Source organism: Microcoleus sp. B4-C2, from assembly GCF_036705265.1.
Lineage (GTDB): Bacteria > Cyanobacteriota > Cyanobacteriia > Cyanobacteriales > Microcoleaceae > Microcoleus.
Window position 1 is genome coordinate 44,710 of record NZ_JAUBUB010000019.1, and the last position, 26,307, is coordinate 71,016.

Sequence of the window (26,307 nt, forward strand, 5' to 3'; positions counted from 1 at the left end):
CTTACAATTGATTGGGATCGATGCCCATTTCTCGGAGTCTTGCTTCCAAAGCTTGCGATCGCGATCGTTCTTGTTCCAGCAGCATTTCTGCCTGTTCGGCCCGCGCCTCGGCTTGCTGGATCTGTCGATCGAGTTCCACAAAACTCCTAAACGGTTCTCCAGAGGGCCCGAACATTTCGAGTCCTGTTTCTGATAATTGAAACCGCACTCCCAGTCTCGGACTTACCCAACCATCAATTTGTTCGATCGGTTCTAATTTTCCCTCAGCCCGCAACCATCCTATCAGTTCCAATTTTTCTGGATCGTACAAATAGTATTCTTCCACACCATAGCGTTCGTAAAATTGAAATTTTTGCATCATCGGAGTCAGACGATTTCCCCGCGACCAAATTTCAAATGCGACTTGTGGCGCAATATCATTTTCATACCACTGTTGATAGGAACCTCGATATCCTTTGGGGATGCCAAAAACTGCCATTACATCTGGTGCTTGAGACAGTTTGTTATTGCCTTCTACCGGATACCAAAGCAAGTCACCTGCTACAAAAACATTTGGATCATCGGCAAACAGCAATTCTAAGTTTTCTTTAATCCAAACAATTAATCGAAACTGATCCGTATTGTTTGACATCGGTTCGCCGTTATCGTCGGGGTAGATGATATTTGATTTTTCGGGAGATTGCAGTTGTGTAACCATTGCTGTTTCCCCAATTTTTTTGACAAGTTGATTTTATTTTAGTCGATCGCCTGTTTCCTCTTCCAGTTCGTCAACTGCGGTTTGGATAAAGTTATCCACCAACCAGTCGCGGGTACGCGAGAAATTGCTTCTCAACTCCAGGTACTGACTGCCTAGTTTTGCCTTAAAGTCTTTGGGGAAAATCTCTTTAGCCACTAACATATTTTTCCAGCGAGTTAGCTGGCTGGCGTTGCGTTCGGGAAAGCGGTTGTACAAATAGTCGATCGCGATCGCATCTAGAATATCCGCCCCCAGGATTTCCCGGCGTTTCACCTCGTTTTCGGGCCCTATTTGTCGCCGCCCAGTCAGATGCCCATGCTGGCAAACATTTGGTTCAATCAAGTGCTGAATCAGCCAGTTTTCTGCACGAAAAAAATCGCGATCGAATTCTAAGTAAATCGCGCCAAACAAAGCTTCACAAGTCTCAGAAAAAACTCTATTGCGATCGCTTTCTTCTGTTTCTCTCCCATTCCATACGCGCCAACTGAGTTCGTTGAATTTCAGATTTTGTGCAAAATCCGCAAGTTTTTTGGGTTCTGCTAAACGAGCTTTTAAGGTTGAGATAGCATCGGGATCTAGTTCTGGATATTCGCGGTAGAGGTAATCGGTAACAATAGCACCGAAAATCGCTCCCCCTAGGAGTGACAGGCGTTGGTACTTAACCTCTTGCCAAGCGGGAGACTCCTCCGGGCGATCGGAGTAATAGCTGGTAGAGGAACGGCAATTTAAGGCAATTTCCAGCAGTTTTGTCTGCTGAAAGCTGGAAAGGTCGATCGCTGCTTTGACTGCTTCAATATCTACCTTTTTATTTTTTATTAGCTCTAATTCTTCTTCACATTTTCCCCACTTTTCCAACCAATCACCGCCCGCGTCTTCCACATACAAATCCACAAAATCTACCCCGTAATTCATCCATTCATCCTGCATTTTTCTGGCTGCTTCCAGTTCTTCCCAGACTTTTTGCAAGTTATTTTCAACGGTATGTGTACCTTGTACTGTCATAGTATTTGATTTTGATGTAATTAGATTTTATTTCCAACAATTTCACCGCAATTAAATCAAATCTCAATTCAATTTAGGCAGACTTGCTAGTTATTTCACCCGATTGATTGCTGCGGTAAATGTTCCCATTGCTTAGCCTTCGTATCAAGCACCTCTTGCCAGTGTCTGGCAAACCCCTCCCGGAGACAGAAAAGGGGAGGAAAAATCTTGCTCTGTTTTCCCTTTTCCAGAATCTGTCTGGGGACTAGGCTGTTGCCCTTCTCGAAAATTGTGCAATATGTGAGTTAGTCAAATTTTTTTTCACAGAGTTTGGAGCAGTCGAACTATTCTCAGCAGCAGATATGCTTGATTTACGGGAACTTGAGGTAACGACCTGCGGGCAAATTATCACTATTATATAATGCTATATTAACTAACTGATTCAGGAAATTTGCATCGTTTTTATCATAACTTAAAAATAATCCTCTGTCAATCCCCCAATCTTGAAGAGTTTGTTGCCAATTATGATATTTTTGTTCAGAGAATTCATCCGAAAGAGTTGTGACTTGAATGCAGAGGGGCTGCTGTTGGCGGCTACTAACGATCGAATCGGTTGCCATAGAAAGATCTGCAACATATCGATACAAAACAGTGCCTTGGCGATCGACTATCCGGGCTGCGATCGCACGAATCACGATATCATCACCCGGATCGAATTGGCCGGCCTTGAGTTTTTGTTTCCAGATGTAAAATTTGCGATCGTTTTCGCTCAGCCATTTAGGAAATAGATAGCTGTACCAATACCTTTCTCCCGGCGTCATTAACTCAAACGCGGCTTGCTGTTCTCTTTCTGAAGGTAGAGATTGAACTGCCAGCCAAACCTGAGAATCTCGGATAAGCTGCAGCAAAAAAGCCATCACAAATTTTTTAGCAGTTAGCGAACCGGGTTTAATATCTTTCACCCAGCGATTGATTTCATCCAATCTTCTCGCCAAACTCGGATCTATTGGATCTGCGGCGCTAATTAGGGAGTTGAGCTTATCCTTAATCTCTTGTGCTTGCAAATGACGACCTACTGTACAAACTAAAGCAGAATTGTTGACACCTCGATTTTATTATAGAACCGCGCCAAATTTTCACCGCTGATTAGACATCTCGCAAAATTTTTGTGGGTAAGTATTCTGCCAGCCCTTAACTTTATTTGAGGAGATGTCTATTGAGTAGCTGCTGCTGATTCCCGCAGGCGCTGGTACAATAAAACCAAATAAACATTCATCAGCAGTCCGGCTATCAATCCGAGTACATTACCCAGAAGCTGAGATCCTAGCAAATTTTCCCATTTTGAACCGATTAATCCTGAAAGCAATACTGCTGGCACAAAAAACACAAACAATATCAGTAAGTTCGATTGAAATACCAACCACCAGAGCCCTTTAGTCAATTTCCAACTGCTCTTCAAACTGTCCTGCACAGAATAGTTATCAATGACAGTAGCATAAGATGAAAATATTAAGCGACATGACACATAAAGCCCAGGATATATTATTATCAGTCTAATTAAGCCTACAAAAGCAAAAAACCGCAGGAACCACATAGTGCCTGCCACACTCAAAATTAGCAGCACCACAGACAGGAAACAAACCACAATGAGTGGTAGCAATCTTCTTTTTGCTTGAGTTAAAGCATCGCTCGCAGTTACTTGATTTCCTGTCAAACTTCGATAAGTGTAGAAAGTCGTAGCTCCCCAAAAAAAAGGAACTGCGACAAACCAGTAGATAATATGCCAATAAATACTTGCTGAATCTAGTTCATGTGTAGTTATATCCAAACTATTCAGCATTGCATATCGGCCAAAAGTATTCACCACGAAATATATCAAATGGGGATAGTTTATCCTCAACAGGGCTGGGTATATAGATCCCACAACAGCAAACGTGTCTCGCAACAAGTTTATGACACTAATTCGTTGAGCAGTCATAATTTTTTATCCGGCTTTTGTAAGTGAATTTGAACAGCTCAGACATTACTCGAAAAACTGGCTAACAATAAAGTTAAGTCATCATCGGTGCGTTCGGAAACGCGGGGCGATCGCAAAAATGATTCTAACTGCTGTTTCGCATCTTCTTCTTCTTTCCACTCGCCCGAAAACCGAAACAAAGGCGCAAAAAACGGCTTGTGCGGCGTGCCTTCTGGGATTTTGAGGGCTAGCATTTGCAAGCCGTCGGAAAACACGGCTAAGTGCTGCAGTTTTTCCCGCAGTACCTGAAATTGCGCTGTTTCAATTGCATTCGGCGAAATCAAAAAGATAGTTTCGTTGATGTATTCGCCGCAGGGGGGTACTGTCAGGGCGATCGCATTTCCTGCACTATCACCTGCTACCGCCGCACCGTCGCCGATTTGAGCAACGGCGATTAATTCCGGCGTAGCAACAACAGCAATTAAAGTGCAGGCTAAATCTCTCGCAGCCACTTCCCGCACTGCCGCTTCTGCTTCCACCTGCGCCCGCGCAACTTGCAGTGATGCTGTCAAGAATACCTGCCATTCATCGTCATTTTGAGGCAGCCTTTCCTGTTGCTGGCAAATCGTTTCGACAACCGCTTCCACAGCAATTTTTGCCCCAACTTCTGCGAGTGCTGCCGAGCCCGCACCATCGGCAACCGCTGCCGCTAAAACACCGTTTGGCAAGAGACGCCAGCAGTGGGCATCTTGACAAGGCTGCGATCGTTTTTCGTGGCTCGTACCTATCACCGATGCCGCTACAACTTGCCAATTAAAGGATGAATTCTGCATTAATAACTCTTTAACTCAAAACTTCGTAAATTCACAACTATGCAAAGTCTGGACGGGTTTATTTATCCCTAATTAGGTAGGGCGATGCACACCACACTTTACTAATTTGGTAGGGCGATGTACACCACACATTACCGCTTGTCACATACTAATGACCAATGACCAATGACCAATGACCAATGACCAATGACCAATGACTAATGACTAATAACTAAACAGTTCCCCATCCGGGTGGGGGCAGTGCTACTTGTTCATCAATTTTTGAGTGAGAAACTCTCTGCATACTAGCCGACAGCCAGATGAACATCTCTCTAAAGTCTAATCCTCTCAATTTTACAGGCGTGCGCTCGACAATTTGCGCGAGACGAGGAATATTAGCACCTTCCACTCCGACTGCAAAAAATGCCACGCGCTTGTTAATTTCTTCCTCTTTAATCCGCTGTGCTGCTATTTCCACAACATCGTCGGATTCACCTTGAGGTTCGCCGTCAGTAATCATAAATACCCACGGGCGGTAGTAGGTAATGCCGTTGTTGCGGTATTCCGATTTGCGGGCCGCAATGGTATCTAATGCTAGCTGAATGCCTGCGCCCATGTGGGTTTGTCCTTGAGCTGTCAGCAGTGGCGTCTCGAACTGGTCGGCGGTAACGAAGTCTTGCACGATTTTGATTTGATTGTCAAATGAAATAATCGCGACTTCGACTCGCTTTTTAGCTAGTTCGTCTTTAATTAGGTCATTCCTAAAAATTTCCAGCCCCTCATTCAAGGCATCTATGGGTGCGCCTTGCATGGAGCCGGAGGTGTCCAGCAGGAGGACGCAGGGACAGCGCGGCTCTGGGTTTTCGGCAAATTCTACGGCTTCGTCTAGTCTCATGGTTCGGGGTTGACCTGGGAGTGGCTCGATTTCTAGGTTTGTTACTTTCTACCCTAGCAACTAGGTGACATATTTAACTCAATCTGCCCGCTGGCGATCGTATTTTACCATTTACCTGAATCGATTTGAGATTTTTAATTGTAGATTTTAGATTTGAGAATTGGATGTCTGCCGTCAAAAAAACAAATTTCTTCCTGCCTGTGGTAATATAGACTAATAGTATTAGTGCAAAATAAAGATAAGTCTTATGATGGCAACAGTCACGCAAAAATTAACCTTTGATCAATTCCTTGTAGAATGTCCAGAAGATGGACTCTATGAACTGGTAAATGGAGAAATTGTAGAGAGGAATGCCACAAGAAATTATGATGATGTTGCTAATTTCATGTTATTTGGTTTCAATGATGAAATCCGGCGACTAAATTTGAATTATGTAGTCAACACTACAGCCGTTATCAGAACTGTAAGTAAAGCCGGCATCGAACAAGGGCGGAGACCGGATGTCAGTGTAATCGATCGCGAGTTGTGGCGATCGAACCGTTCGGCTTATGCTGCATTGCGGGAACCAATTCAATTGGCAGTGGAGGTAACATCAACAAATTGGGAGGACGATTATATAGACAAATTGGACGAATATCGGCGCCTCGGAATTCCTGAGTATTGGATTGTCGATTATTTAGCAATTGGCAGCAGGGAATTTTTGGGAAATCCCAAAGTTCCAACTGTATTTGTTCACCTTTTGGATGCAGATGGCAACTATCAAAGAAGCGCGTTTAAAGGCAGCGAACGAATTGTGTCGCGGACTTTTCCCGAATTAACGCTGACAGCAGAAGAGGTGATGAATGTTTAACTTCTGTTAATCCAGCTAGCCAGACTATTCTCCATAAACAATCACTAAAAATATGAAATCTCTTTCTGATAAAAAACTTTCTAATCAAAAAGCTATTAGTCCTTGGAGTTACAAACCTTGGTGGTGCCAACCTTGGTCGATTCTTTTGACAGGCACGAGTCTGATTTCCGGTAGTTGGTTTTTATTAAAAACTGTTTGGATAACGGTTTTAGTCGCGATTCCTTTATTAGCTTGGATGGGTTTTTTCTTGTTAGTTTGGCCGAGGTTGATGCTGTCTAGCGGAGTTTTGGATTCTGATGCAGATTAGGTTTTGGTGGCGCGCACCTTATGTTGAGCGTAAGGTGCGCGGTCATGGGTGTCAACTTAACGTTAAACCCTCAGTCCGGCAGGGTTTGAAACAATAGCCTCAAAGCGAAAGTCCTCGCTATGAGGACTAATGAGTTCTTCAGTCCTCTTTGAGAGGACTTTCGCTATAAGACAGGGAATTCATTCCCTGGCGGACTGCCGGGTGAGCGAGAGGAATGGCGGACTAAAAGCTTCAGTTGACACTAATAGTGCGCGCTGCACACCCTAAACATAGGGTGTTTCGCCCTCTAGGCTTGCGGGTAATAGTCTTGAATTGCTTTTACTTCCATCGGGTGAGATTTGAGCGATCGAATTCCCGCTGCTGTCGCTTTGGCACCGGCTATTGTGGTAATAATCGGGATTTTGTAAGTCAAAGCTGTGCGGCGGATAAAGATGCCGTCGGCCCGGGATTCTTCGCCGGAAGGTGTGGTGATAATTAGTTGAATTTTCTCATTTTTGATCGAATCCAACAAATTCGGCCGCCCTTCGTGCAGTTTCAATTCCAAATCTACCTCTAAACCTTGCTCTCGCAAAACTTTGCGTGTCCCGTGAGTTGCGACTACTCGGAAACCCAATTCTAAGAATTCCTTGACAACGGGTACAACTGCTAGTTTGTCCCGATCGCGCATCGAAACCAGCACAGTTCCAAACAGCGGCATCATTTGTCCCGCGCCGAGTTGAGCCTTGGCAAAGGCTTTACCAAAATCGGTGTCAATTCCCATGACTTCGCCGGTCGATCGCATTTCTGGCCCTAGCAAAGTATCAGTTCCCGGAAACTTAGCAAAGGGCAATACAGCTTCTTTTACCGAAACATGAGTGGGTATAATCTCTTCAGTAAAACCCAAAGCTTCTAGAGTTTTGCCAGACATGACTCGCGAGGCCATTTTTGCTAAGGGAACTCCGATCGCCTTGGAGACAAAAGGCACTGTTCGAGAAGCGCGCGGGTTAGCTTCCAAAATGAAAACTTCTTCCCCTTGAACGGCAAATTGAATATTCATCAACCCGATGACTTTCAGGGATTTTGCTAATTCTACAGTCCAGCGGCGGATTGTTACCAAAGCTGCATCAGGAAGCGTTTGGTAAGGGATAGAACAAGCAGAGTCGCCGGAGTGGATTCCCGCTTCCTCGATGTGTTCCATAATACCGCCGATCGTCACATTGCCAGTAACATCGGCGATCGCATCGACATCAACCTCGATCGCATTCTCCAAAAACTTATCAATTAAAATCGGATGATCTGGTTCTACTAGCACGGCATAGGTCATGTAACGTTCCAATTCCGTATCGGAATAAACAATTTCCATTGCTCGGCCGCCTAATACATAACTCGGTCGCACCACTACCGGATAACCTATGCGTTGAGCTACTATTAAAGCATCCTCAAAACTACGGGCCAAACCGTTAGCAGCTTGCTGAATATCCAACTCGCGCAGAATCTTTTCAAATCGCTCCCTGTCTTCAGCAGTATCAATGGAATCCGGCGAAGTTCCCCAGATTTTTGTTTGTACATCGGGGTGATTTTCCAGAGCTTTTTGTAAAGGAAGCGCTAATTTCAGTGGGGTTTGTCCGCCAAACTGAATAATTATTCCTTCGGGATTTTCGGCTTCGATGATGTTGAGAACATCTTCTTTTGTTAGCGGTTCAAAATACAGGCGATCGCTCGTATCATAATCCGTCGAAACCGTTTCCGGGTTCGAGTTGACCATAATTGTCTCAAAGCCATCTTCTCCTAGGGAATAGGAAGCGTGACAACAGCAGTAATCAAACTCAATTCCCTGTCCGATCCGGTTGGGCCCGCCACCTAAAATCATCACTTTTCGCTTGGTAGAAGGCAAAACTTCCGACTCCGGCGCGAGACTGTGGCCCACAGGCGAAACTTTCTTTTCTTCATCGCCCAATTCCCAAATAGCCGCACCCGCCTCGTAGGTGGAATAATAATACGGTGTAAACGCTTCAAATTCAGCGGCACAGGTATCGACTGTTTTGTAAATCGGAATTACGCCTAACTGTTTGCGGTAAGCGCGGACTTGATCTTCCGATGTTTTGGTGGCGTAAGCAATTTGGCGATCGCTAAAACCCAACTGCTTTACTTCAAACATTGTCTCTTTTGTCAACTGTTCCAACCGCGTTCGTTTCAAGAACTTCTCAGCTTCCAGCAATTCCTGCATTTTATCCAAAAACCAAGGATCAATTCCTGTGAACTCGAAGATATCTTCCACCGACATTCCCATCATCATCGCGTGGCGAACTGTAAAAATGCGATCGGGATTTGGCGTCCGCAATCCGGCGCGAATTTGTTCCAAACTCGGCAACTTTTCCGGTTTGTCGCAGCCGAAACCTGCGCGGCCTGTTTCCAATCCCCGCAGGGCTTTTTGGAAGGATTCGTTGAAGCTGCGCCCGATCGCCATTACCTCTCCAACTGACTTCATTTGCGTTGTCAGAGTCGGTTCGGAACCAGGGAACTTTTCAAAGGCAAATCGGGGAATCTTCGTCACCACGTAGTCAATTGTCGGCTCAAAAGACGCCGGAGTTTTCTTGGTAATATCGTTGGAAATTTCGTCTAGGCTGTAACCTACCGCTAATTTTGCCGCCATTTTGGCAATAGGGAAACCAGTTGCTTTCGAGGCCAAGGCGGAGGAACGGGAAACCCTAGGGTTCATTTCAATAACGATGAAATCTCCGTTGACTGGATTGACGGCAAATTGAATGTTGGAACCGCCGGTTTCAACTCCGATTTCGCGAATAATTTTCACCGAAGCATCTCGCAGGCGCTGATATTCTTTGTCTGTGAGAGTTTGCGCCGGGGCGACGGTGATCGAATCGCCGGTGTGGACGCCCATCGGGTCGAGATTCTCGATCGAACAAATAATCACTACATTATCTGCCAAATCTCGCATTACTTCGAGTTCGTACTCTTTCCAACCAATCAAAGATTGTTCGATTAAAATTTGCGATACTGGACTGGCGTCAATCCCGCCTTGTGCCATTTCTTCAAACTCTTCTTGATTGTAAGAAATGCCACCTCCCGTGCCGCCCATTGTAAAAGCAGGACGAATAATTAAGGGATAACTGCCGATTTGGTGACCAATTGCTTTGGCTTCGTCGAGAGTGTTGGCAATTCCCGAAGGGCAAACGGCGACACCAATTCGCGCCATCGCTTCCTTAAATAATAGCCGATCTTCTGCCATTTCAATTGCTGGCAATTTAGCACCAATCAACTCGACGTTGTATTTTTCTAAAACGCCATTTTTAGCGACGGCAACTGCTAAATTTAGCGCCGTTTGACCGCCCATTGTCGGTAAAATTGCTTGAGGTCTTTCTTTAGCGATGATTTGTTCGAGGATGGCCGGCGTTAGAGGTTCGATGTAAATGCGATCGGCAGTTTCCGGATCGGTCATAATCGTTGCCGGGTTGGAATTCACCAACACTACTTCAAAACCTTCTTCTCGCAAAGCTTTGCAAGCTTGTGTCCCTGAATAGTCAAATTCGCACGCTTGACCGATAACAATTGGGCCGGAACCAATGAGAAGAATCTTTTTTAAGTCTTGACGACGGGGCATAGGTTCGTAATTAGTAATTGGACAAGGTTGAGGATTAATTTGATATTTTGCATCAGTCTTAGAAACAGGCTTTCTAAGCTGTTCCCCCAAAAGCTTACTCAAAAAAGTGCAAGTTTTGTTGTTAATTTGAAATTGTGCACCATTCTCAGCCTTTTGGAAGCAGAACCTAGCAACTCCGGCCCACAGACACCCCCAGCTAACCAGAAATATTGATGAGAAAAGGGTGCAGTCGATCGGTAAATCAAGACTATTTTAAGTGTTGCGGTCAAATCGTGTTCTAAAATACACAATCCCTGTATTCCGCCGGATTAATCATTGTAGGGACACTCCAAGAACCCATTGGTGCCAGCCAACTTAACGTCTAACCCAATCACAGACTGTTGTTTGAGTATTAAATCTAGATCCCCCCTAGCCAACCCCTACTCCCCTTAAGAAGGGGGGGACAAGAGTCTTCTCAAAGTCAACCCCTACTCCCCTTCTTAAGGGGGATTTAGGGGGATCTAGACTGGGTTAAAAGCGAGATTTATCAAGGGTTTCAGGCGATTGTTGACACGAAGAAGGGCTCTTAGAGTGTCCCTACCGTATTTCATCCTATTTTTAGGCTTTGCGCGATCGGCGAATGAGTACGCTTATCACTTGTCCGGGCTGTGCGCCTCGCTGCGGCGGGATCCAATCCCCGACGGCGGCAAATCCCAGTCGGTACAAGGTGTGGATGGTTTCTAACACGGCGGCGCGGGAACCGACAACCGTTATCCGCACGACTTCCTGTTCGGATACTGCTGAGTCGTCATTTGGACGCGCGGAAAAGTTATCGTCAGGCACGAATTCCTGTGACATAATATGATCTCCTGGTTTTTGGTTTTCTAGGAAAACCCAAAAACCCAGCCGCCCCGCACGTTAACACAGAGCAGGGCGGCTACAGAGAGTGTTAAAATTCTCCATTAGCCTCCAGACTGGTTAGCTCAGTTTGGCGGTTAGCTGTCCATTGCTGTTGGTAGCAGCTTTGGGCAGTGCAACTAGATTTTTGAGCGACGTGGGCTGCTTCCTCTTTGAGGAAAGCAGCCTTATTTTCACAGCGTAGCCGCAGAGGGGGGCCGCCGTCAATCGATTTTAGATTTTAGATTTTAGATTTTAGATTGGGGTTTTCCTCCTGCAACTCAATCGATTTTAGATTTAAGATTTAAGATTGAGATTTTCCTGCAACAACTCTCCGGTCTCTCCCACCCTCCCCTTCTCCCACTCTCCCCCTCTCCCACTCTCCCCCTCTCCCACTCTCTCCTTCTCCCACTCTCTCCCCGTCCCTCGACCCAGCCTACTAGATGAGGGAATGCACCGAGGAAGATGTAAAATATGGAATCGTTCCAAAAGCTTAAAATCAAAAAACTAAAATACAGATATGCCTAGAACACAAGTGCGAATATTCCTTGCACCTGCTGCTTGATGGCAACCACATCAATTTTAGATTTTAGATTTTACATTGTCCTCCAACAACTCTCTCCATCTCCTATGCCTAGAACACCCAGCGAATATTCCGTGCACCTGCTGCTTGAAGGCGGCCATCGCGAAGAAGTGCGTTTCGCAACGCTGCAAGATTTTCAAAAGTGGTACAGCAGTACGCTGGTGCCGAAACAAGATTCAAGAGAATTTCTTAACGTCCCGATTAAAAATATTCAAGGCGAATACATGGTAGTTCGGCCTACCAGCGTTCTCGCAATTCGCGTAGAACCGATATTTACTTCTAGCGTCGAACGATACGATGAATAAGGAAAATAATCAATTCAGTAGGGAAGATTGGAAATTGAGCAAGATTTTTCGCTATCAGCTATTAGCGATCGCCTGTTGCGTTTTGGCGATCGCTTTTTCGGTGCCCGCCGTTGCAGTTCCATCGCTGCAACCAATGAGTGTAAATCAATTACAAGCGAGTGAGTTGGAGTCGATCGCCTTTGACGCTCAAATCTGGGGCGAAAATGGCAAACCGGGCGATAAAGAATTGCTGTTAAGGTCGATCGACCACAGCCTCCGCTATCTCAATACATCAGCCGCCGCCAGCGCTTACAGCCGCTATCCAGTCGCAGGAGTTACGCGCGATCGAGTTCGGCGTTCCCTCGATCGATTCCGCCAATTAGTTGTCAGTTCCACAACCCCAGCACAACTTCAGGAATCTGTCAAGCGCGAATTTGTATTTTACAAATCTACGGGCAAAGACGGCAAAGGAACAGTCGCATTTACAGGTTATTTCGAGCCGACTTACGCAGCATCTCGGACGCCGAATTCCGAATACCGTTATCCCCTGTACCGGATGCCGCCAAACATGGCATCTTGGCCGAAACCTCACCCGACAAGATTGCAATTAGAAGGCGCAGATGCTTTGCAGGCAAGTAAAGGATTGCTGCGAGGATTAGAATTAGTTTGGTTGCGCGATCGATTCCAAGCATTTCTCGTGCACGTCCAAGGTTCTGCGAGATTGCAACTAACAGATGGTAGCGAGATGACCGTCGGTTTTGCAGGCAAAACCAGTCACAGTTATACAGGAGTTGGACGAGAATTAGTTAAAGACGGAAAGTTTACTTTAGAAGAGTTAACTTTGCCGAAACTAAGGGAATATTTTACCAACTTTCCCGCAGATATGAACAAATATTTGCCGAAAAATGAAAGCTTTGTATTCTTCCGGGATAGTAATGGATCTCCAGCCACAGGAAGCATTGGAGTGCCAGTAACTGCCGAAAGGTCGATCGCCACGGACAAAGCCTTAATGCCACCAGGTGCGCTAGCATTAATTAGTACAAAACTCCCTTATCCGAATGCGGCAGGACAACTCGAACAAAATGCCGTGAATCGGTACGTTTTGGATCAAGATACTGGCGGCGCAATCAAAGGCGCGGGGAGAGTTGATGTATTTATGGGAACGGGGGATTTAGCGGGCGATAGGGCCGGTTATATCAACTCAACAGGAGAACTGTATTATCCGCTTTTAAAGTAGATTAATCTGAGATCTTGCACCATTGTCAATTACTTGTTTAGGAACAGGCAAGATGCCTGTTCCACAAGAAAACTCACTCTTTGTGGAACAGGCATCTTGCCTGTTCTTGAGAATGGTGCAAGATGTGAGTTAATTCTACTTCATCAGGACTTACGCACAGCCTCAATATATAGTGTTTTGTAGGGGCAAACCCCCCGTGGTTGCCCCCATACCTGGGATGATTGCGTAAGTCCTATTCATGTGATTGTTTGCTGTGCGTCGCAATCCCAGACACAACAGTGCCGTCTTCCTACAGATATCGCGGACAATCTATATGTAATCCTACTTTTGATAATTGCTATAAAATAGAAAATACCCCACCCTCCCAACCTCACAAATGCTCAACAAAATTATGCAATTCTTCAAACGACTAATTCAGCGACTGTTCGGAACCCCAACCAAACCCACCCCGCCTTCGGAAAATACCGCCATCCGCCCAACATTAACTGACGCGGAATACGAGTCGAAATTCATGGAAATTCTCGAAGGGGTGAATGCCGGTTGGAGTCGAGGAGATGTAGCGGGATTCTTAATCGCAAAACGCCTTAAAGATGGTGAATTGGCTGCTTGGCTGCGACGGTTTGGGACTCGATTGTTAGAGGGCGAAAACCTGCAGGGCGGGCACGGGGGCACCGCCCCTACGGATGCGGTGGCATCGCTTCAGGAATTGGCGCAGCGGCTGGTTTTGTTAGGTAGAATTGGCAGCGGGGAATTGTCAGAGGTTGCGAGGAGAATTGGGCGGGAGATATTGACACGGTTTCCGCTGCCGGAGGTTGAGGAGGAGGAGACAAAGGGGATGGTAATTGAGGCGGTGTTTGTTGGGGATGGTTTGGGTTTTTCTGGGGAAGGGAACCGCAGAGGCGCTGAGGCTGCGGAGGCAGAATCGGAAGTTAATGTAGAGGCGAAAGCGTGGTGCGATCGAGGGAATGAGCAGTATAATTTAGGAAGATTTGAAGATGCGATCGCATCTTATACCCAGGCAATTACTCTCCAACCAGACTATCGCGATGCTTTGCACAACCGAGAGGTAGCGCAACGTAAGTTAGGCGAAATTCAATAGGCGAACTCGCTGGTCTCCATAATTTTTGCTAGGTAGTGCGATCGGTATGATACTATTAAGAATTAAACGCAGTTTCCCTCGCTAATTATTATACACTAAAATAGGAGTTGGAGGATTTAAATCCTCACTACAAAGTTAATTGGTAAGGTGCACAATCTGCACCCTAAAATATGTTTATCCTATGAGGATTAATCCCAAATCCTTGCATCCCAAACCCAAATCGAATGATACAAGTAATCGGCATTGACTTAGGCGGAAGCGCCATTAAACTCGGCAGATTTAGCGAAAATGGTCTTTGTCACCAATCCTTAACTGTTCCAACCCCTCAACCCGCAACGCCAGAAGCAGTTTTAGCCGCGATGACGGATGCTATTTTACAACTGAATCCGGTGGAAAATGCTGTAAGTGCGATCGGCATCGGCACTCCAGGCCCCGCAGACGCCGCCGGCCGCATAGCCAGAGTTGCAATTAACCTCAAAAACTGGCATAACGTCCCCCTCGCTGACTGGGTAGAAGCTAAAACCGGACTGCCAACCATGTTAGCAAATGATGCCAACTGTGCCGGATTGGGAGAAGCTTGGTTGGGCGCAGGAAGGCACTTTAAAGACCTAATTTTAATAACTTTAGGTACAGGAGTCGGCGGTGCAGTTATCCTAGACGGCAAACTATTTGTAGGTCATCAAGGCGCGGCCGGAGAACTCGGATTAATTACTATAAATCCCGATGGCCCGGAGTGCAACAGTGGCAATCGCGGTTCTTTAGAACAGTACGTTTCGGTGCAAGCAATTCGCCGAGAAACGGGTTTGGAACCGCTAGAATTAGCAAATTTAGCTAAGTCTGGAGATGCCAAAGCTTTAGAATTTTGGCAAAATTACGGGCGCTATCTGGGTATCGGTTTGGCAAGTCTCATTTATATTTTGACGCCGGAAGCTATTATTATCGGCGGTGGAATTAGTGCAGGTGCAGAATTTTTCTTGCCGAAGGTTCGAGAAGAACTTGAGCAACGTGTACTGCCGAGTTCTCGCGAGGATTTACAGTTATTGGTGGCTGAATTGGGCAATCAAGCAGGCATGGTAGGGGCGGCAAAATTAGCTTGGCAGCTTGTTAAATAGTTAAAATTTAAAAAAGCAGCGCAGTTTATTGCGCTTTTTTCATATCTAAACTTAGGTTGCAACCTAAGCACCTTACCCCAAAAAAAATTAAAATGAATGTTAGGATTTACTAAAAATAGTCTTCCTTCCTCCTTCATTGTTCATGCTTCTAACTAATGACTAATGACTCATGACTAACAACTAACGACTAATGACTAATGACTAACAACTAACGACTAATGACTAATGACTAACAACTAACGACTAATGACTAATGACTAACAACTAACAACTGCTTCATGGCAGAGATTGTCCAGTCGTATTTTTAATGTATTCCTGAATTTCTTGATAAGTTTCCGGGTTGTTTTGGCGCAGGATAATAATATTAGTTGCGCTGTCCGGCAGGCAAAAGCTTAGCCGACCGTTCTGTTCGCAAGCAAAAGAGCTAATTCGACTCATATCGATCGCAAATTCTTTGCGGTCATAATGAATTTTAATCCACGAACCTCTCGAATTGCGATCGATGGTTTTTTTGAGGTAATCGAGAACTTGCTTGTAAGCCTCAGAATTGCCTTGGGGATTGAGGATAATCGGCTGACTGCTATTAGGCAGCCAAAAGGTGAGACGCTTGTTATCCAGTTCGCTAGAAAAAGCACTAATAGTGTCAAGGTCAATTATGTATGTACTTTTCTCATAAGTAATTTTGCTCCAATAAGCCACAAAGCCTCCTCAAACCTGTGTTTCCTGGTATTTTAGGATAGTTTGACAACTCATACCATTTTAGATTTTAGATTGTAGATTTTAGATTGGGCATGACTGATGACTATCGGGGTTGGGAAGTTGCCTAAAGTTACATTTTTTTTTACTGGTATCACCATTGAAATCCAAGCTAAAAAGTTAAGTAAAAATATCAGCATTTTTACCCAATACGCTTGGGTTAAAACTATTTATTCCGGGCGAGATCCCCCTAAATCCCCCTTCCCAAGGGGGACGCAAGAGTAAGTTCTTGTCCCACCCCCTACTCCCCTTTGTAGGGGCGGTGCCCCTGTGCCCGCCCTAGGCGCCAGGGGATCGAGCTTAACTGAACCGTATTGCATTTTTACCTTCTGCCTTCTCCCTTGTGGTACTAGCCCCCCAGCCCTAGCATAGGGGTTGGGGGGGAAGGTTTTTCACTCGTTGAGAATGCTGCCCGATATCTAGTCCGATAAGTGCAACCCCTATCAAATCCTATTGGTCTGTTGGGCGGGTTTTGTAATGTCGATTGTCGGGGCGATTTGAATATTGTGTACTCTGAACCGCCCCTACAGACATCTAATATATCAGAACTAATCGATCGCACATGATATCAGATCAGTTTGCGACAACTTTCCCAGCCACCAAGTCGCGACCCTCATCTTCTAAAACCTCCTGCTTTCCCTGGATGCTAGCGGCCTGGATAAACCCTTGAAACAAGGGGTGGGGGGCGCTAGGTCTAGATTGGAATTCGGGGTGAAATTGGCAGGCTATGAAAAAGGGATGGTTGGGAAATTCGATCATTTCTACCAATCGGCCGTCTGGAGATGTACCGGAGACTGCATAACCTGATTCTAAGAAAAGATTGCGGTAGGCGTTGTTAAATTCGTACCGATGGCGGTGCCGCTCGTAAATCACTTCTTTCTGATAAAGTTTGAAAGCTAGCGTGTCTGGGTTGACACGGCACGGATACAAACCCAGTCGCATTGTACCGCCCAAATCGACTACATCTTGCTGTTCTGGCAATAAATTAATTACCGGATTCGCTGTATCTGGGTTAAATTCAGCGCTGTTGGCATCCTCTAGTTGAGCGATGTTGCGCGCCCATTCAATCACAGCACACTGCATCCCCAAACACAATCCCAAAAATGGAATTTTGTGGTGTTTAGCATATTCGATCGCCGCTATTTTGCCGTCAACTCCCCGAACCCCAAAACCTCCCGGTACAACAATGCCGTTGATACCTTTGAGATAATTATCGAGGTTTCCCGATTCTAAATCTTCTGAGTTAATCCAGTGTAAATTCAGGTCGCAGCCGATCGCAATTGCCGCGTGCCGCAAAGCTTCGACCACCGAAAGATAAGCATCGTTCAACCGCACGTATTTGCCAACTAAAGCAATATCAATTTTGTGATTGGGACTGTAAAGCCTGTTGACTAAAGTTTGCCACTGATGCAAATCTGGCTGGCGATGTTCGAGTTGCAACAAATTGATCGTTTGTTCCGCTAAACCCTCCTGTTCCATCATCAGCGGCACTTCGTAGATACTTTTAGCATCTTGAGCGGTGATGACACATTCTTCGGGGACGTTGCAGAATTCCGACAATTTCTGTTTCATGCCCAAAGACAGCGGGCGATCGCACCGACAGACTAAAATATCTGGTTGAATGCCGATCGACCGCAATTCCTTCACCGAATGCTGAGTCGGTTTAGTTTTCATCTCTCCAGCCGAAGGAATCCAAGGTATCAGCGTCACGTGCATATACACAACATTTTGCCGCCCCACATCCTTGCGAAACTGGCGAATTGCCTCCAAAAACGGCAAAGATTCAATATCTCCCACCGTTCCGCCGATTTCCGTAATCACCACATCGGGATTGGTATTTTTTGCTACCCGGTGAATTCGATCTTTAATCTCGTTAGTGATGTGCGGAATCACCTGCACCGTGCTCCCCTGATACTCACCGCGGCGTTCTTTGTTAATCACCGCTTGATAAATGGAACCCGTGGTGACGCTATTGAGGCGAGACATGGAAGTGTCGGTAAAACGCTCGTAGTGCCCCAAATCCAAGTCAGTTTCCGCACCATCTTGCGTGACAAAGACTTCTCCGTGCTGAAACGGGCTCAGAGTGCCGGGGTCAACGTTAATATAGGGGTCTAGCTTCAAAATCGAGACAGAATAGTCCCGCGACTTCAATAGGCGGCCCAAGGAAGCACCGACAATTCCCTTGCCGATACTGGAAACCACGCCGCCGGTCACAAACACAAATTTGCTCATAGGATTTTCGACTTTAGATGTTTCAATGTCAGGTCAGACTCAAATGTGACATAGGTAATCCATAAGGGCAACCACGGGGGATTGCCCCTACACTCATTTGACCAAATTATTGACGATTGTTATGTGCTTGCAACCAAGTTGTCAAATCTGACACACTGGCAAAGTCTAATAGCGCCTCTCCTAAACTCTGTAATTGCTCAGCGGATAACTGAGCGATGCGAGTTTGAATCTCCGGCGACAACTGGCCGACACTGTGCTCCAACTGACGAACAATTAATGTCACATTTCCTTGTTTGATGCCTTGTTCGATGCCTTGTTCAATGCCTTGTCTGATTCCTTGTTCTATCCCGATTCTGGTAGCTTTGCTAATTGCACCGCGCTGGTCTTGAATAAAAATTTCTCGCCTTTCTAAATCCTCCAATTCATCAGGATCTAGATTTGCTTCATTGGCAATTGTAAAAGCTTTGCGGAGTTCCGGTACATTTCCCAACTCTTCCGGCACAGACCTTAACGTGCGAGCGGTTTTCATGAAATATATCCACTTGTCAGTCAGAGTCTCTAATTCTGCTAAAGTCTTGTCAAATTTTGGCAACTCAACAAAGACAAATTCTAATTCATCCGCCAAATACTCGACTAAGTTGTTTTTTTCTTTGATACAAAACCGCGAAATTACTGTTTCCAGATGCTCAAACATTTGGAAATCTGTAATCGTCAAGGCAATCACGGGATTTAACAGGTTGTAGTTTTCTCCGCTTTTTAATTGCACTGAGTAAGCTTTGGTAGCATTGTATAAAATCCGTTTCTCAAAGGATTCTACATTCAATACCTGCATTTCAATGATCACAGTTTTGCTACCACCAATTTTTGCTTTAACATCCAAGTAAGTATCTTTGACTCCTTTGATTTTGGGAGCTAAATAAGGGTCAAGAATTTCTAAATCTTCGATAACTGGCTGCGCTTCGTAGAGGATGGCATTTAAGAAGCTAATCAAAATGTCTTTGCTGTCAGCCGAGCCGAAGATTTTTTTAAATGCAAAGTCGGTTTTGGGGTTAATAAAATTCATGGCTTTTTCAATTTATTAGAGATTGAGAGGTTGAGGTTAGAGTTATTTAATTATTTAACTATCATACAATCTTCTAGGTTGGGTTCGCGGACGATCGCCCCAACCGACCTCACCCAAATACAGATGCAAGCCCACAGCAATCTAGACAAAAGTTCCACTCCCCCATGAGCGCCTGTAGAGTTAATCTAAAATCTAAAATCTAAAATCAGCCCTACGCGCTCAGTCATTTTTCCCAAAAAGCTAACTCAGGAACGTTTCGGCAATCGTAAAGTCATGGTAAACAAAGCACCTCAAGTCTGCTAAAAAACAACAGCTATGAAGTTTGTCTGCGTTCTCTCCCCTCAACGGTTGCTTTGTACTGGTATGGCATTGCTCGCTGCGCTCCTCTTCGAGGGCTTCGCTAACGAGTGTGGCGCGTGGGGCGCTCCCAATGCAGCGCGGGCAAAAGAGCCTGGGGAAAATTATTCGTCTGTGTCGCCGAAAATCATCGCTAGTAACGATGTTAATTGCAATGGCGGACGATCGCCCGAAACTCCCTGTCCAGTCGGCGGTTTGTTCGTCAAAACTCCCAACACGACGCCAGAACAAGTCTTTCCTCTGAAACAGACTGAAGTTAAAGCCAAAATAGCTGGCAATATCTCCCGCGTCGAAGTTGTTCAGAAGTTTGAAAATCCTTTTCCCGAATCTATAGAAGCTGTTTATGTATTTCCTTTGCCCGACGAAGCGGCGGTAGATGATATGGAAATTAAAATAGGCTCACGAACTATTAAAGCGGATATCAAACGCCGCGAGGAAGCTTTGGAAATGTACGAACAAGCCAGAAAGCAAGGCCGGAGTGCAGGTTTGTTGGAACAAGAACGATCCAATATTTTTACTCAGTCTCTGGCTAATATCAAACCGGGAGAAAAAATTGAAGTTACGATTCGCTACACCGAAAGTCTCAAATTTGTCGGCGGCGATTACGAATTTGTGTTTCCAATGGTGGTAGGGCCTCGCTATATTTCGGGAAATACGACCCCCCCCAACCCCCCCTTAGTAAGGGGGGGCGATCGCATTAACCCGCCTGTTTTGCCTCCGGGAACGCGATCGGGTCACAATATTGCTGTTTCGGTAGAAATAGATGCCGGAGTTGCGATCGGCGATGTCCGCTCTACTTCCCATCAAATTACAACTGACCGCAGGGGAAATATTGTGCAAGTCCAATTAGCCAATTCTGACACAATTCCCAATAAAGATTTAATTTTGCGCTATCGAGTGGCGGGCGAAAATACGCGCGCAACTGTCTTGACTCAATCCGACCAGCGGGGCGGTCATTTTGCTACTTATTTAATTCCGGCATTAAATTACAAAACTAATGAAATTGTACCTAAAGATGTCGTGTTTCTGATGGATACTTCCGGTTCTCAAAAGGGCGAACCGCTGGCAAAATCTAAGGAGTTGATGCGCCGCTTTATTCAAGGATTGAATTCCAACGATACTTTTACTATTATTGATTTTGCCAATACTACGCAAGCGCTTTCAACTACTCCTTTAGCGAATACGGCAGAAAATCGACAAAGCGCAATTAATTATATCGAAAAGTTGCAGGCTAACGGAGGCAGTGAACTGCTTAACGGCCTTCAAGCAGTGATGAATTTTCCGGCGGCGGCTACGGGAAGGCTGCGGAGTATTGTATTAATTACGGATGGTTACATTGGTAATGAAAATGAAGTGCTGGCTCTGGTTCAGCAGAGTCTGAAACCAGGAAATCGACTTTATAGTTTTGGTGTTGGCGGTTCGGTGAATCGGTTTTTGCTCAACCGTTTGGCGGAAGTGGGAAGAGGCACTTCTCAAGTAATTCGTCAAGATGAACCGTCGGCAGAAGCGACAGAAAAGTTTTTTCGTGAAATTAATCGTCCGGTATTGACTAATATTCAAATTAGTTGGGAAGGAGTGGGGGAAAAACCGGAGATTTATCCGATCGCGCCCCCAGACTTGTTTGCGAGTGGGCCGCTGGTTTTGTTTGGCAAAAAGAGCGATCGAGCCCCCGGCCAACTTCGCATCCGCGGCACTCTGGCGGGCGGCAAAGCTTACGAGCAAGTTTTACCGGTTAATTTTGCTCAATCCGGCGGGCGGCAGCGAGAGTCTACTTCCGTCGCAGCAACCGCTACGGATTTTGGCAATCCGGCGGTAGCTCAACTTTGGGGGCGATCGCGCATTAAAGATTTAATGAATCAAATGTTTGGTGGCGAGACTAAATCTCTAGTGGAAGCTGTGACTAATACTGCTCTGACTTATCGCTTGCTGTCGGAATACACGGCTTTTGTGGCTGTGAGCGAAGAAGTGCGAGTGGAACCAGATGGATCTCGTCGCCGCGTGCAAGTGCCTGTGGAATTGCCGCAGGGTGTCAGCTATGAGGGTATTTTCGAGTCGGGAGCGGCAGAGCCAACTAGAGGCGGCACTCGCAGCGTTACCTCGACTCGCAACTCGGCACCGGTGAGTCCAGCTCCTGCTATGGCGCCGCAGCAAGGTTACGGTGAGTTGCAACGCCCGAAGCCTTTGGCTTCTCGCCTCCAAGTAGTTAGCGTCGAAGGGTTGGATGCCGAGGCGATCGCGGCTTTGAGTCAATACCTGCAATCTGTTAATCTCCCGGCGGGGGTTAGCGGTGAAACGGTGTGGAAGTTATTGGTACAAGACGGCCGCGTTGCCCGATTGGCGCTCGACACTAAAACCTCGACGCTGCAAGCAACAGACGCCGTAGAGGCTCTCAAGAGGGCCTTGAGTTCCTGGCAACCTCCTGCAGGATTCAAGGGCACGCTGCGTCTGAAGTTGCGAATAACGGTCGATCGTTAAGGAATGACTATCTATGTCAAGAAACATTAATTTTTAATTCAAAAATACCGAAACTGGGATCGCTACCGCGAGGAAGATATAAAATCTTTATTAAGAGATTGCCTTTAAACAGAAAGTGATGTTAATGAAATTTATACCGTTTGAGGCAAACGCTAAAACAGTTTCCTTTCTGAAACAGTTTCCTTTCTGAAACAACCTTAACAGTAAAGATTTCTGGATCGAAACCCCCCAATCATAGAAGGTATGATGCCCTATGGAAGTTAGCGAACTGCTCAATAATTACGAAAAAGGAGAAAGAGACTTTACTGGAGCCGACCTCAGCGGGAAAGACCTCAGCGGAGCAATCTTAATCGGAGTCAACCTTTCGCGAGCTAATCTTTCCGGAGCGAACCTCAGTAGGGCGTTTCTCACCAAAGCAACACTCAAAGATGCACAGATGCACAGAACAAATCTGAGTTTTGCCAAAATGGGTGAAACCCAACTCTCTGGTGCAGATTTGACAAAAGCTAATTTGAGTGGAGCTTTTTTGGTAAAAGCAAAAATGCCCAAGGTAAAGTTAAGCGGCGCAACTTTAACTGGCGCAAACCTGCGGGGTGCTGTGTTGTGGAATGCCAATTTGTGCAGCGCCGACTTGCAATTAGTTAACTTGCTGGGCGCGAATCTGACGGGAGCTAATTTTAAGTGGGCCAACCTTTACGGTGCAAGGCTCAATAGTGCAAAACTTTTTGGAGCTCAATTAACCGGAGTCAGTCTGCGACGAGCGCAGTTGACAGGGGTGAATCTTTGCGGTGTAGATTTGAGCGGCGTCAACGTGAGCGAAGCTAAACTCATGGGAGCTAATTTGGAAGGCTCGAATTTGGCGGGGGCGAATTTCAGCGCGGCTCAGTTGCGTGGGGTGAAGTTGGCGGGTGCAAACTTAACCGGGGCTAAGTTGAGGGGAAGTTGTTTGAGAGGGGCAAATCTGAATTGGGCAAAGTTGTGTCAAGCAGATTTGATGGCGGCAGATTTGAGCGAGGCGACGTTAATAGGAACTAATTTAGATAATGCTTTGTTGACGGGAGCTATTTTGCCGGAATCTACTAGGCGCTATTTTTCCTTAGCTGGGGCTGGCAGAGTCAATTCTTGGGAAGTTAATGAGATTAACGGTTGATTGTTGACTGTTGACTGTTGACTGTTGACAATCAAGCATCCAGGATACCCGCCACGTGATTCATCTGTCCAGAAATAAAAAACCTGTATCCGATAAAGGATCCCCCGAATTTATCTCGCGCAAGTCAATGCTAAAATCTAAAATCTAAAATCTAAAATCTAAAATCGATTGACTGTTCACTGATTACTATGACAATTAATTTTGGGGTGGTGCTGGTAACTGCGGCATCGGAGGCGGAAGCGGAGAATCTCGCGAAATCTCTAGTTGAAAACAAGCTGGCTGCTTGTGTGAGTTTGTCACCAATTCGCTCGATTTATAGTTGGCAAGGCGAGATTCATTCCGAGTCAGAGTGGCAGTTGCTGATTAAAACTGATTTGGCTAAATTTGATGCTTTAAAAACAAAAGTTCAGGAACTCCATTCCTATGAAGTTCCCGAAATTATTGCTATTCCTATTATTGCTGGCAGCGATGCTTATCTCAATTGGCTGGGACAATCTTTAAGTTTGTAGTCAAGACTTTAGTGCTAAAGTGTCAAATCAAGAGGGACTGAAGTCCCTACTACAAACGGTCACAAACCTAAGAATTATGACTTGTAGGGCCAATGACGCCGATTTTATGGCGAAAACTTAGTTCGCCGCCAAACCAGCCTGTAACGCCCAGCAAGGTCGCAACGACGATCGATATTGCTAAACCTGTGTATACGATCGGCTCAGCCGGATTTCCTTGTCGCAACAGCAAGTTAATCAGGGAAAGTACCAAAGCCGCCACATTGCCGCCCATGTGCAACCAACCGGCACTGCGATCGCGCACTCTTTTTATTTTGAAAAAATCTAAAAAGCCCGTGATTCCCGCCAAAATCCCCGCAGCAAAACCAGCACCAATCAGCCAAACCGAAGCTCTCGCCCAAAACGGATCGCTTGTCAGCCAATAACCGATATCCGTGCCGGCGGCTCCTACTAAAAAGGCTACCGGAAACACGATCAGCACTGGGTGGAGGGGATGACCTGCAACTGAAACTGTACTTGTAATGCCAGCATCGCGGTACTCTGTGTCGTCACTTTCTAGAATCGGCGGAAGATTGGGATAGGGCGTACTATTTCTGGGATTTGTTTCCATGATTTCTACGATAACTTTTGTACAAAAAACCCGTTTTTATTGGATTGAACTTAATCCCAAACCCGTTCGCCATTTTCGTCAACGCGGGCCTGCCGAATTACGTCAGAAATTTCGTCGGCGTCTTTGACGTGGTGCAAAGCTTTCTTTTCCCCATCGGGTTCTTCGACGATTACATAAGTTGGAACTGTAACAACATCTCCCACGATGTCGGGTACGTGGTCTACCGCCAGTTGCTGCGCTTTTTCTTCAATGGTTTGCGGTTTGTCGGAAATACGATCGCCCGGATTGACCGTGCGCTCCATATCTTTGCCTGGTTTGTCGATACTCATAAAAACCTCTCTGGTATTTCTAATTTTTTGCTGACTCTAATTCCTACTATTGAACGAAAAATATCTCTACGCAAACATCTCCCGACGGGTGGAAGTTTCAGTTAGGGCGATCGCAGACAGCCTCTTCCTGTAGGTAGAGGTTTTTCGATTTGTTCCGAAAAAACTAAGCTAAAATCTAAGCATGATATTTTCCTTCCCTTTGAGTTGCCCATGAAAAGTTACGATTGGATTGTTGTCGGCGGTGGCATTACGGGTGCGTCACTGAGTTACGAACTGGCAAAAAAAGGTTTTGCTGTGCTGCTTTTGGAACGAGATGCTACCATGCAAAACGCTACTCGTTTTAGTTATGGCGGCTTGGCTTATTGGTCGGGAACGACTGATTTAACTCGGCAATTGTGTCGGGAAGGTATCGAACGCCACCGCCATTTATCGGCCCAATTAGATGCTGATACTGAGTTTCGCGAGTTGGATTTGTTGCTGACAATTGATGCGGGCAATGATGTAGAAAAAGTGGCGGCTAATTACGCGCAATTTGCGATCGTTCCGCAGCTTTTGAGTGTTGCAGAAGCTGGCGAGTTGGAACCTTTGTTGAATAAAAGCGCGATCGCCGGAGCTCTGACTGTGCGTCACGGTCACATTTCGCCGAATGCCACAAATAAAGCTTATTGTCAAGGGTTTCTGCGGTTGGGAGGAACTATAGAATTTGCTGAAGTAATTGGGTTTATAGAAGAGGGAAATCGGATTTCGGGAGTTAAGACGGTACAGGAAAGTTATGCCTGCGAAAATACGGTTATTTGTGCTGGAGGTTGGAGTCGGAGTTTACTGAAAGCCGCTGGTGTTTCTGTGGGAGTTTATTTTACTCGCACGGAGATTTTGGAAACTGCACCTGTGGATTTGAAACTCAGAACTTTGGTGATGCCTGCGGTATTAAAACGTTTTGAATTGGAAGCTGAATCGACTAGAAATGAGGTGGATTTTCTTTGGGATGAACCTGGTAAAGAGTTGCTGTCGCCGATTTTAGATTCGGGTGCCATTCAATTTAATGATGGCAGTTTGCGGATCGGGCAATTGTCGCGCACTTTGAGCGATTTGAATGCTAAAGTCGATCGAGAAACCAGCGAAACGGCAATTCGTGCAGGAATCGGCAAGGTTTTGCCTGATTTGGCAGGTTTACCTGCAACTTGGCACGAGTGTAGTGTGGCATTTAGCGCTGATAATTTGCCTGTAGTGGGGCCGATCGCCGATCGCCCTGGATTGAACGTTTTTTCGGGTCTCAGCAATCCTTTGGCTATTGTACCTGCTTTGGCTGAGCGATTTGCTAATTGGGCGGGGGGAGAAGAAGATAGGGCGATCGAGCTTTTGTCTCCAGATCGATTTGCTTAAAAATGATATCATGTCCGGCCTGATTGAGACTTGTATGAATTTTGTAGATACTGTCTTGAACTGTCAAGGGGTAGCAAGTAAATAATTGGGGTCGAAAGGCTTTTGGGACTTTAAAATAC

At 45.8% G+C, this 26,307-nt stretch carries 24 protein-coding genes; 10 read left to right on the forward strand and 14 right to left on the reverse strand.

All coding sequences use genetic code 11. From position 1 onward, the window contains the following. Position 1: 1 nt before the first annotated feature. From QUB20_RS08925 to QUB20_RS08950, 6 genes are all read right to left on the reverse strand, one after another. A complete protein-coding gene (locus QUB20_RS08925; RefSeq protein WP_333054285.1) occupies positions 2 to 697 on the reverse strand; it encodes a Uma2 family endonuclease in 696 nt (231 codons plus the stop codon). 33 nt (positions 698 to 730) lie between these two features. Then, complete coding sequence (locus tag QUB20_RS08930; protein WP_333244356.1) at positions 731 to 1,738, reverse strand: ribonuclease III domain-containing protein; 1,008 nt, start codon at positions 1,736 to 1,738, stop codon at positions 731 to 733. Positions 1,739 to 2,088: 350 nt separating this feature from the next. Next, a complete protein-coding gene (locus QUB20_RS08935) occupies positions 2,089 to 2,781 on the reverse strand; it encodes a hypothetical protein (protein WP_333239538.1) in 693 nt (230 codons plus the stop codon). Between the two features lie 149 nt (positions 2,782 to 2,930). Next, on the reverse strand, positions 2,931 to 3,695 hold the full coding sequence (locus QUB20_RS08940; protein ID WP_333244353.1) for a hypothetical protein: 765 nt from the start codon (positions 3,693 to 3,695) through the stop codon (positions 2,931 to 2,933). Between the two features lie 38 nt (positions 3,696 to 3,733). Beyond that, complete coding sequence (locus QUB20_RS08945; protein ID WP_333244350.1) at positions 3,734 to 4,507, reverse strand: PP2C family serine/threonine-protein phosphatase; 774 nt, start codon at positions 4,505 to 4,507, stop codon at positions 3,734 to 3,736. 211 nt (positions 4,508 to 4,718) lie between these two features. Continuing rightward, positions 4,719 to 5,381: a VWA domain-containing protein gene (locus tag QUB20_RS08950; protein WP_333054290.1), complete on the reverse strand. Its 663-nt coding sequence runs from the start codon at positions 5,379 to 5,381 to the stop codon at positions 4,719 to 4,721. A gap of 247 nt (positions 5,382 to 5,628) precedes the next feature. Between QUB20_RS08950 and QUB20_RS08955 the strand changes: the two genes are divergently transcribed. Further along, positions 5,629 to 6,231 carry a Uma2 family endonuclease gene (locus tag QUB20_RS08955; RefSeq protein ID WP_333244347.1) on the forward strand — a complete coding sequence of 201 codons (603 nt, stop codon included), beginning with the start codon at positions 5,629 to 5,631 and terminating at the stop codon, positions 6,229 to 6,231. 52 nt (positions 6,232 to 6,283) lie between these two features. After that, on the forward strand, positions 6,284 to 6,538 hold the full coding sequence (locus QUB20_RS08960; RefSeq protein WP_333244344.1) for a DUF6737 family protein: 255 nt from the start codon (positions 6,284 to 6,286) through the stop codon (positions 6,536 to 6,538). Between the two features lie 286 nt (positions 6,539 to 6,824). On the opposite strand, the gene carB is transcribed toward QUB20_RS08960, so the two are convergent. The 3 genes from carB to QUB20_RS08975 all read right to left on the reverse strand — a co-directional run bounded on the left by carB (position 6,825) and on the right by QUB20_RS08975 (position 11,240). Continuing rightward, a complete protein-coding gene (gene carB, locus QUB20_RS08965; protein WP_333244451.1) occupies positions 6,825 to 10,136 on the reverse strand; it encodes a carbamoyl-phosphate synthase large subunit in 3,312 nt (1,103 codons plus the stop codon). Between the two features lie 597 nt (positions 10,137 to 10,733). Then, positions 10,734 to 10,973, reverse strand: coding sequence for a hypothetical protein (locus tag QUB20_RS08970; RefSeq protein WP_333244341.1), 240 nt, complete (start codon positions 10,971 to 10,973; stop codon positions 10,734 to 10,736). Positions 10,974 to 11,093: 120 nt separating this feature from the next. Continuing rightward, positions 11,094 to 11,240 (reverse strand): hypothetical protein, encoded by a 147-nt coding sequence (locus tag QUB20_RS08975; protein ID WP_333201683.1) that lies wholly within the window; start codon positions 11,238 to 11,240, stop codon positions 11,094 to 11,096. Positions 11,241 to 11,642: 402 nt separating this feature from the next. On the opposite strand from QUB20_RS08975, the gene QUB20_RS08980 reads away from it, so the two are divergent. The 4 genes from QUB20_RS08980 to QUB20_RS08995 all read left to right on the forward strand — a co-directional run bounded on the left by QUB20_RS08980 (position 11,643) and on the right by QUB20_RS08995 (position 15,327). Further along, positions 11,643 to 11,900 (forward strand): hypothetical protein, encoded by a 258-nt coding sequence (locus QUB20_RS08980; protein WP_172192361.1) that lies wholly within the window; start codon positions 11,643 to 11,645, stop codon positions 11,898 to 11,900. Continuing rightward, a complete protein-coding gene (locus QUB20_RS08985) occupies positions 11,893 to 13,116 on the forward strand; it encodes a murein transglycosylase A (protein WP_333244339.1) in 1,224 nt (407 codons plus the stop codon). Before QUB20_RS08980 ends, QUB20_RS08985 begins: the two co-directional genes overlap by 8 nt. Positions 13,117 to 13,492: 376 nt before the next feature. Beyond that, positions 13,493 to 14,215: a tetratricopeptide repeat protein gene (locus tag QUB20_RS08990; protein WP_333291302.1), complete on the forward strand. Its 723-nt coding sequence runs from the start codon at positions 13,493 to 13,495 to the stop codon at positions 14,213 to 14,215. A gap of 224 nt (positions 14,216 to 14,439) precedes the next feature. Continuing rightward, on the forward strand, positions 14,440 to 15,327 hold the full coding sequence (locus tag QUB20_RS08995; protein ID WP_333244333.1) for an ROK family protein: 888 nt from the start codon (positions 14,440 to 14,442) through the stop codon (positions 15,325 to 15,327). 276 nt (positions 15,328 to 15,603) lie between these two features. Here QUB20_RS08995 and QUB20_RS09000 read toward each other — a convergent pair whose 3' ends face one another. The 3 genes from QUB20_RS09000 to QUB20_RS09010 form a co-directional block, all read right to left on the reverse strand. After that, a complete protein-coding gene (locus tag QUB20_RS09000) occupies positions 15,604 to 16,026 on the reverse strand; it encodes a hypothetical protein (protein WP_333149438.1) in 423 nt (140 codons plus the stop codon). Between the two features lie 630 nt (positions 16,027 to 16,656). Then, a complete protein-coding gene (locus tag QUB20_RS09005) occupies positions 16,657 to 18,315 on the reverse strand; it encodes a CTP synthase (protein ID WP_333244330.1) in 1,659 nt (552 codons plus the stop codon). Between the two features lie 106 nt (positions 18,316 to 18,421). Next, on the reverse strand, positions 18,422 to 19,378 hold the full coding sequence (locus tag QUB20_RS09010; RefSeq protein WP_333244327.1) for an Rpn family recombination-promoting nuclease/putative transposase: 957 nt from the start codon (positions 19,376 to 19,378) through the stop codon (positions 18,422 to 18,424). A 315-nt stretch (positions 19,379 to 19,693) separates the two neighbouring features. Here QUB20_RS09010 and QUB20_RS09015 point away from each other — a divergent pair, with 315 nt between their 5' ends. From QUB20_RS09015 to cutA, 3 genes are all read left to right on the forward strand, one after another. Then, a complete protein-coding gene (locus QUB20_RS09015) occupies positions 19,694 to 22,210 on the forward strand; it encodes a VIT domain-containing protein (RefSeq protein ID WP_333244324.1) in 2,517 nt (838 codons plus the stop codon). A gap of 253 nt (positions 22,211 to 22,463) precedes the next feature. Then, the gene (locus tag QUB20_RS09020) at positions 22,464 to 23,360 is read left to right on the forward strand and encodes a pentapeptide repeat-containing protein (protein WP_333244321.1); all 897 of its coding nucleotides are present in this window, start codon (positions 22,464 to 22,466) and stop codon (positions 23,358 to 23,360) included. 188 nt (positions 23,361 to 23,548) lie between these two features. After that, positions 23,549 to 23,869, forward strand: a complete 321-nt coding sequence (cutA, locus tag QUB20_RS09025; protein ID WP_333244316.1) for a divalent-cation tolerance protein CutA — start codon at positions 23,549 to 23,551, stop codon at positions 23,867 to 23,869. A 67-nt stretch (positions 23,870 to 23,936) separates the two neighbouring features. On the opposite strand, the gene QUB20_RS09030 is transcribed toward cutA, so the two are convergent. Continuing rightward, on the reverse strand, positions 23,937 to 24,476 hold the full coding sequence (locus QUB20_RS09030; RefSeq protein WP_333244313.1) for a DUF2231 domain-containing protein: 540 nt from the start codon (positions 24,474 to 24,476) through the stop codon (positions 23,937 to 23,939). A gap of 50 nt (positions 24,477 to 24,526) precedes the next feature. Beyond that, on the reverse strand, positions 24,527 to 24,805 hold the full coding sequence (locus QUB20_RS09035) for a hypothetical protein (RefSeq protein ID WP_333225179.1): 279 nt from the start codon (positions 24,803 to 24,805) through the stop codon (positions 24,527 to 24,529). Between the two features lie 210 nt (positions 24,806 to 25,015). Here QUB20_RS09035 and QUB20_RS09040 point away from each other — a divergent pair, with 210 nt between their 5' ends. After that, positions 25,016 to 26,188 carry an FAD-binding oxidoreductase gene (locus QUB20_RS09040; RefSeq protein ID WP_333244310.1) on the forward strand — a complete coding sequence of 391 codons (1,173 nt, stop codon included), beginning with the start codon at positions 25,016 to 25,018 and terminating at the stop codon, positions 26,186 to 26,188. Positions 26,189 to 26,307: the final 119 nt, after the last annotated feature.

Excerpts from the sequence above, each read along its gene's own strand:
- QUB20_RS09015 (WP_333244324.1), top strand. The coding sequence starts at position 19,694 with ATGAAGTTTGTCTGCGTTCTCTCCCCTCAACGGTTGCTTTGTACTGGT.
- QUB20_RS08925 (WP_333054285.1), bottom strand. The coding sequence starts at position 697 with ATGGTTACACAACTGCAATCTCCCGAAAAATCAAATATCATCTACCCC.
- carB (WP_333244451.1), bottom strand. The coding sequence starts at position 10,136 with ATGCCCCGTCGTCAAGACTTAAAAAAGATTCTTCTCATTGGTTCCGGC.
- QUB20_RS08940 (WP_333244353.1), bottom strand. The coding sequence starts at position 3,695 with ATGACTGCTCAACGAATTAGTGTCATAAACTTGTTGCGAGACACGTTT.
- QUB20_RS08985 (WP_333244339.1), top strand. The coding sequence starts at position 11,893 with ATGAATAAGGAAAATAATCAATTCAGTAGGGAAGATTGGAAATTGAGC.
- QUB20_RS08950 (WP_333054290.1), bottom strand. The coding sequence starts at position 5,381 with ATGAGACTAGACGAAGCCGTAGAATTTGCCGAAAACCCAGAGCCGCGC.
- QUB20_RS09005 (WP_333244330.1), bottom strand. The coding sequence starts at position 18,315 with ATGAGCAAATTTGTGTTTGTGACCGGCGGCGTGGTTTCCAGTATCGGC.
- QUB20_RS09030 (WP_333244313.1), bottom strand. The coding sequence starts at position 24,476 with ATGGAAACAAATCCCAGAAATAGTACGCCCTATCCCAATCTTCCGCCG.
- QUB20_RS08955 (WP_333244347.1), top strand. The coding sequence starts at position 5,629 with ATGATGGCAACAGTCACGCAAAAATTAACCTTTGATCAATTCCTTGTA.
- QUB20_RS08990 (WP_333291302.1), top strand. The coding sequence starts at position 13,493 with ATGCTCAACAAAATTATGCAATTCTTCAAACGACTAATTCAGCGACTG.
- QUB20_RS09040 (WP_333244310.1), top strand. The coding sequence starts at position 25,016 with ATGAAAAGTTACGATTGGATTGTTGTCGGCGGTGGCATTACGGGTGCG.
- cutA (WP_333244316.1), top strand. The coding sequence starts at position 23,549 with ATGACAATTAATTTTGGGGTGGTGCTGGTAACTGCGGCATCGGAGGCG.
- QUB20_RS08970 (WP_333244341.1), bottom strand. The coding sequence starts at position 10,973 with ATGTCACAGGAATTCGTGCCTGACGATAACTTTTCCGCGCGTCCAAAT.
- QUB20_RS08945 (WP_333244350.1), bottom strand. The coding sequence starts at position 4,507 with ATGCAGAATTCATCCTTTAATTGGCAAGTTGTAGCGGCATCGGTGATA.
- QUB20_RS09010 (WP_333244327.1), bottom strand. The coding sequence starts at position 19,378 with ATGAATTTTATTAACCCCAAAACCGACTTTGCATTTAAAAAAATCTTC.
- QUB20_RS09020 (WP_333244321.1), top strand. The coding sequence starts at position 22,464 with ATGGAAGTTAGCGAACTGCTCAATAATTACGAAAAAGGAGAAAGAGAC.
- QUB20_RS09035 (WP_333225179.1), bottom strand. The coding sequence starts at position 24,805 with ATGAGTATCGACAAACCAGGCAAAGATATGGAGCGCACGGTCAATCCG.
- QUB20_RS08995 (WP_333244333.1), top strand. The coding sequence starts at position 14,440 with ATGATACAAGTAATCGGCATTGACTTAGGCGGAAGCGCCATTAAACTC.
- QUB20_RS08980 (WP_172192361.1), top strand. The coding sequence starts at position 11,643 with ATGCCTAGAACACCCAGCGAATATTCCGTGCACCTGCTGCTTGAAGGC.
- QUB20_RS08930 (WP_333244356.1), bottom strand. The coding sequence starts at position 1,738 with ATGACAGTACAAGGTACACATACCGTTGAAAATAACTTGCAAAAAGTC.
- QUB20_RS08960 (WP_333244344.1), top strand. The coding sequence starts at position 6,284 with ATGAAATCTCTTTCTGATAAAAAACTTTCTAATCAAAAAGCTATTAGT.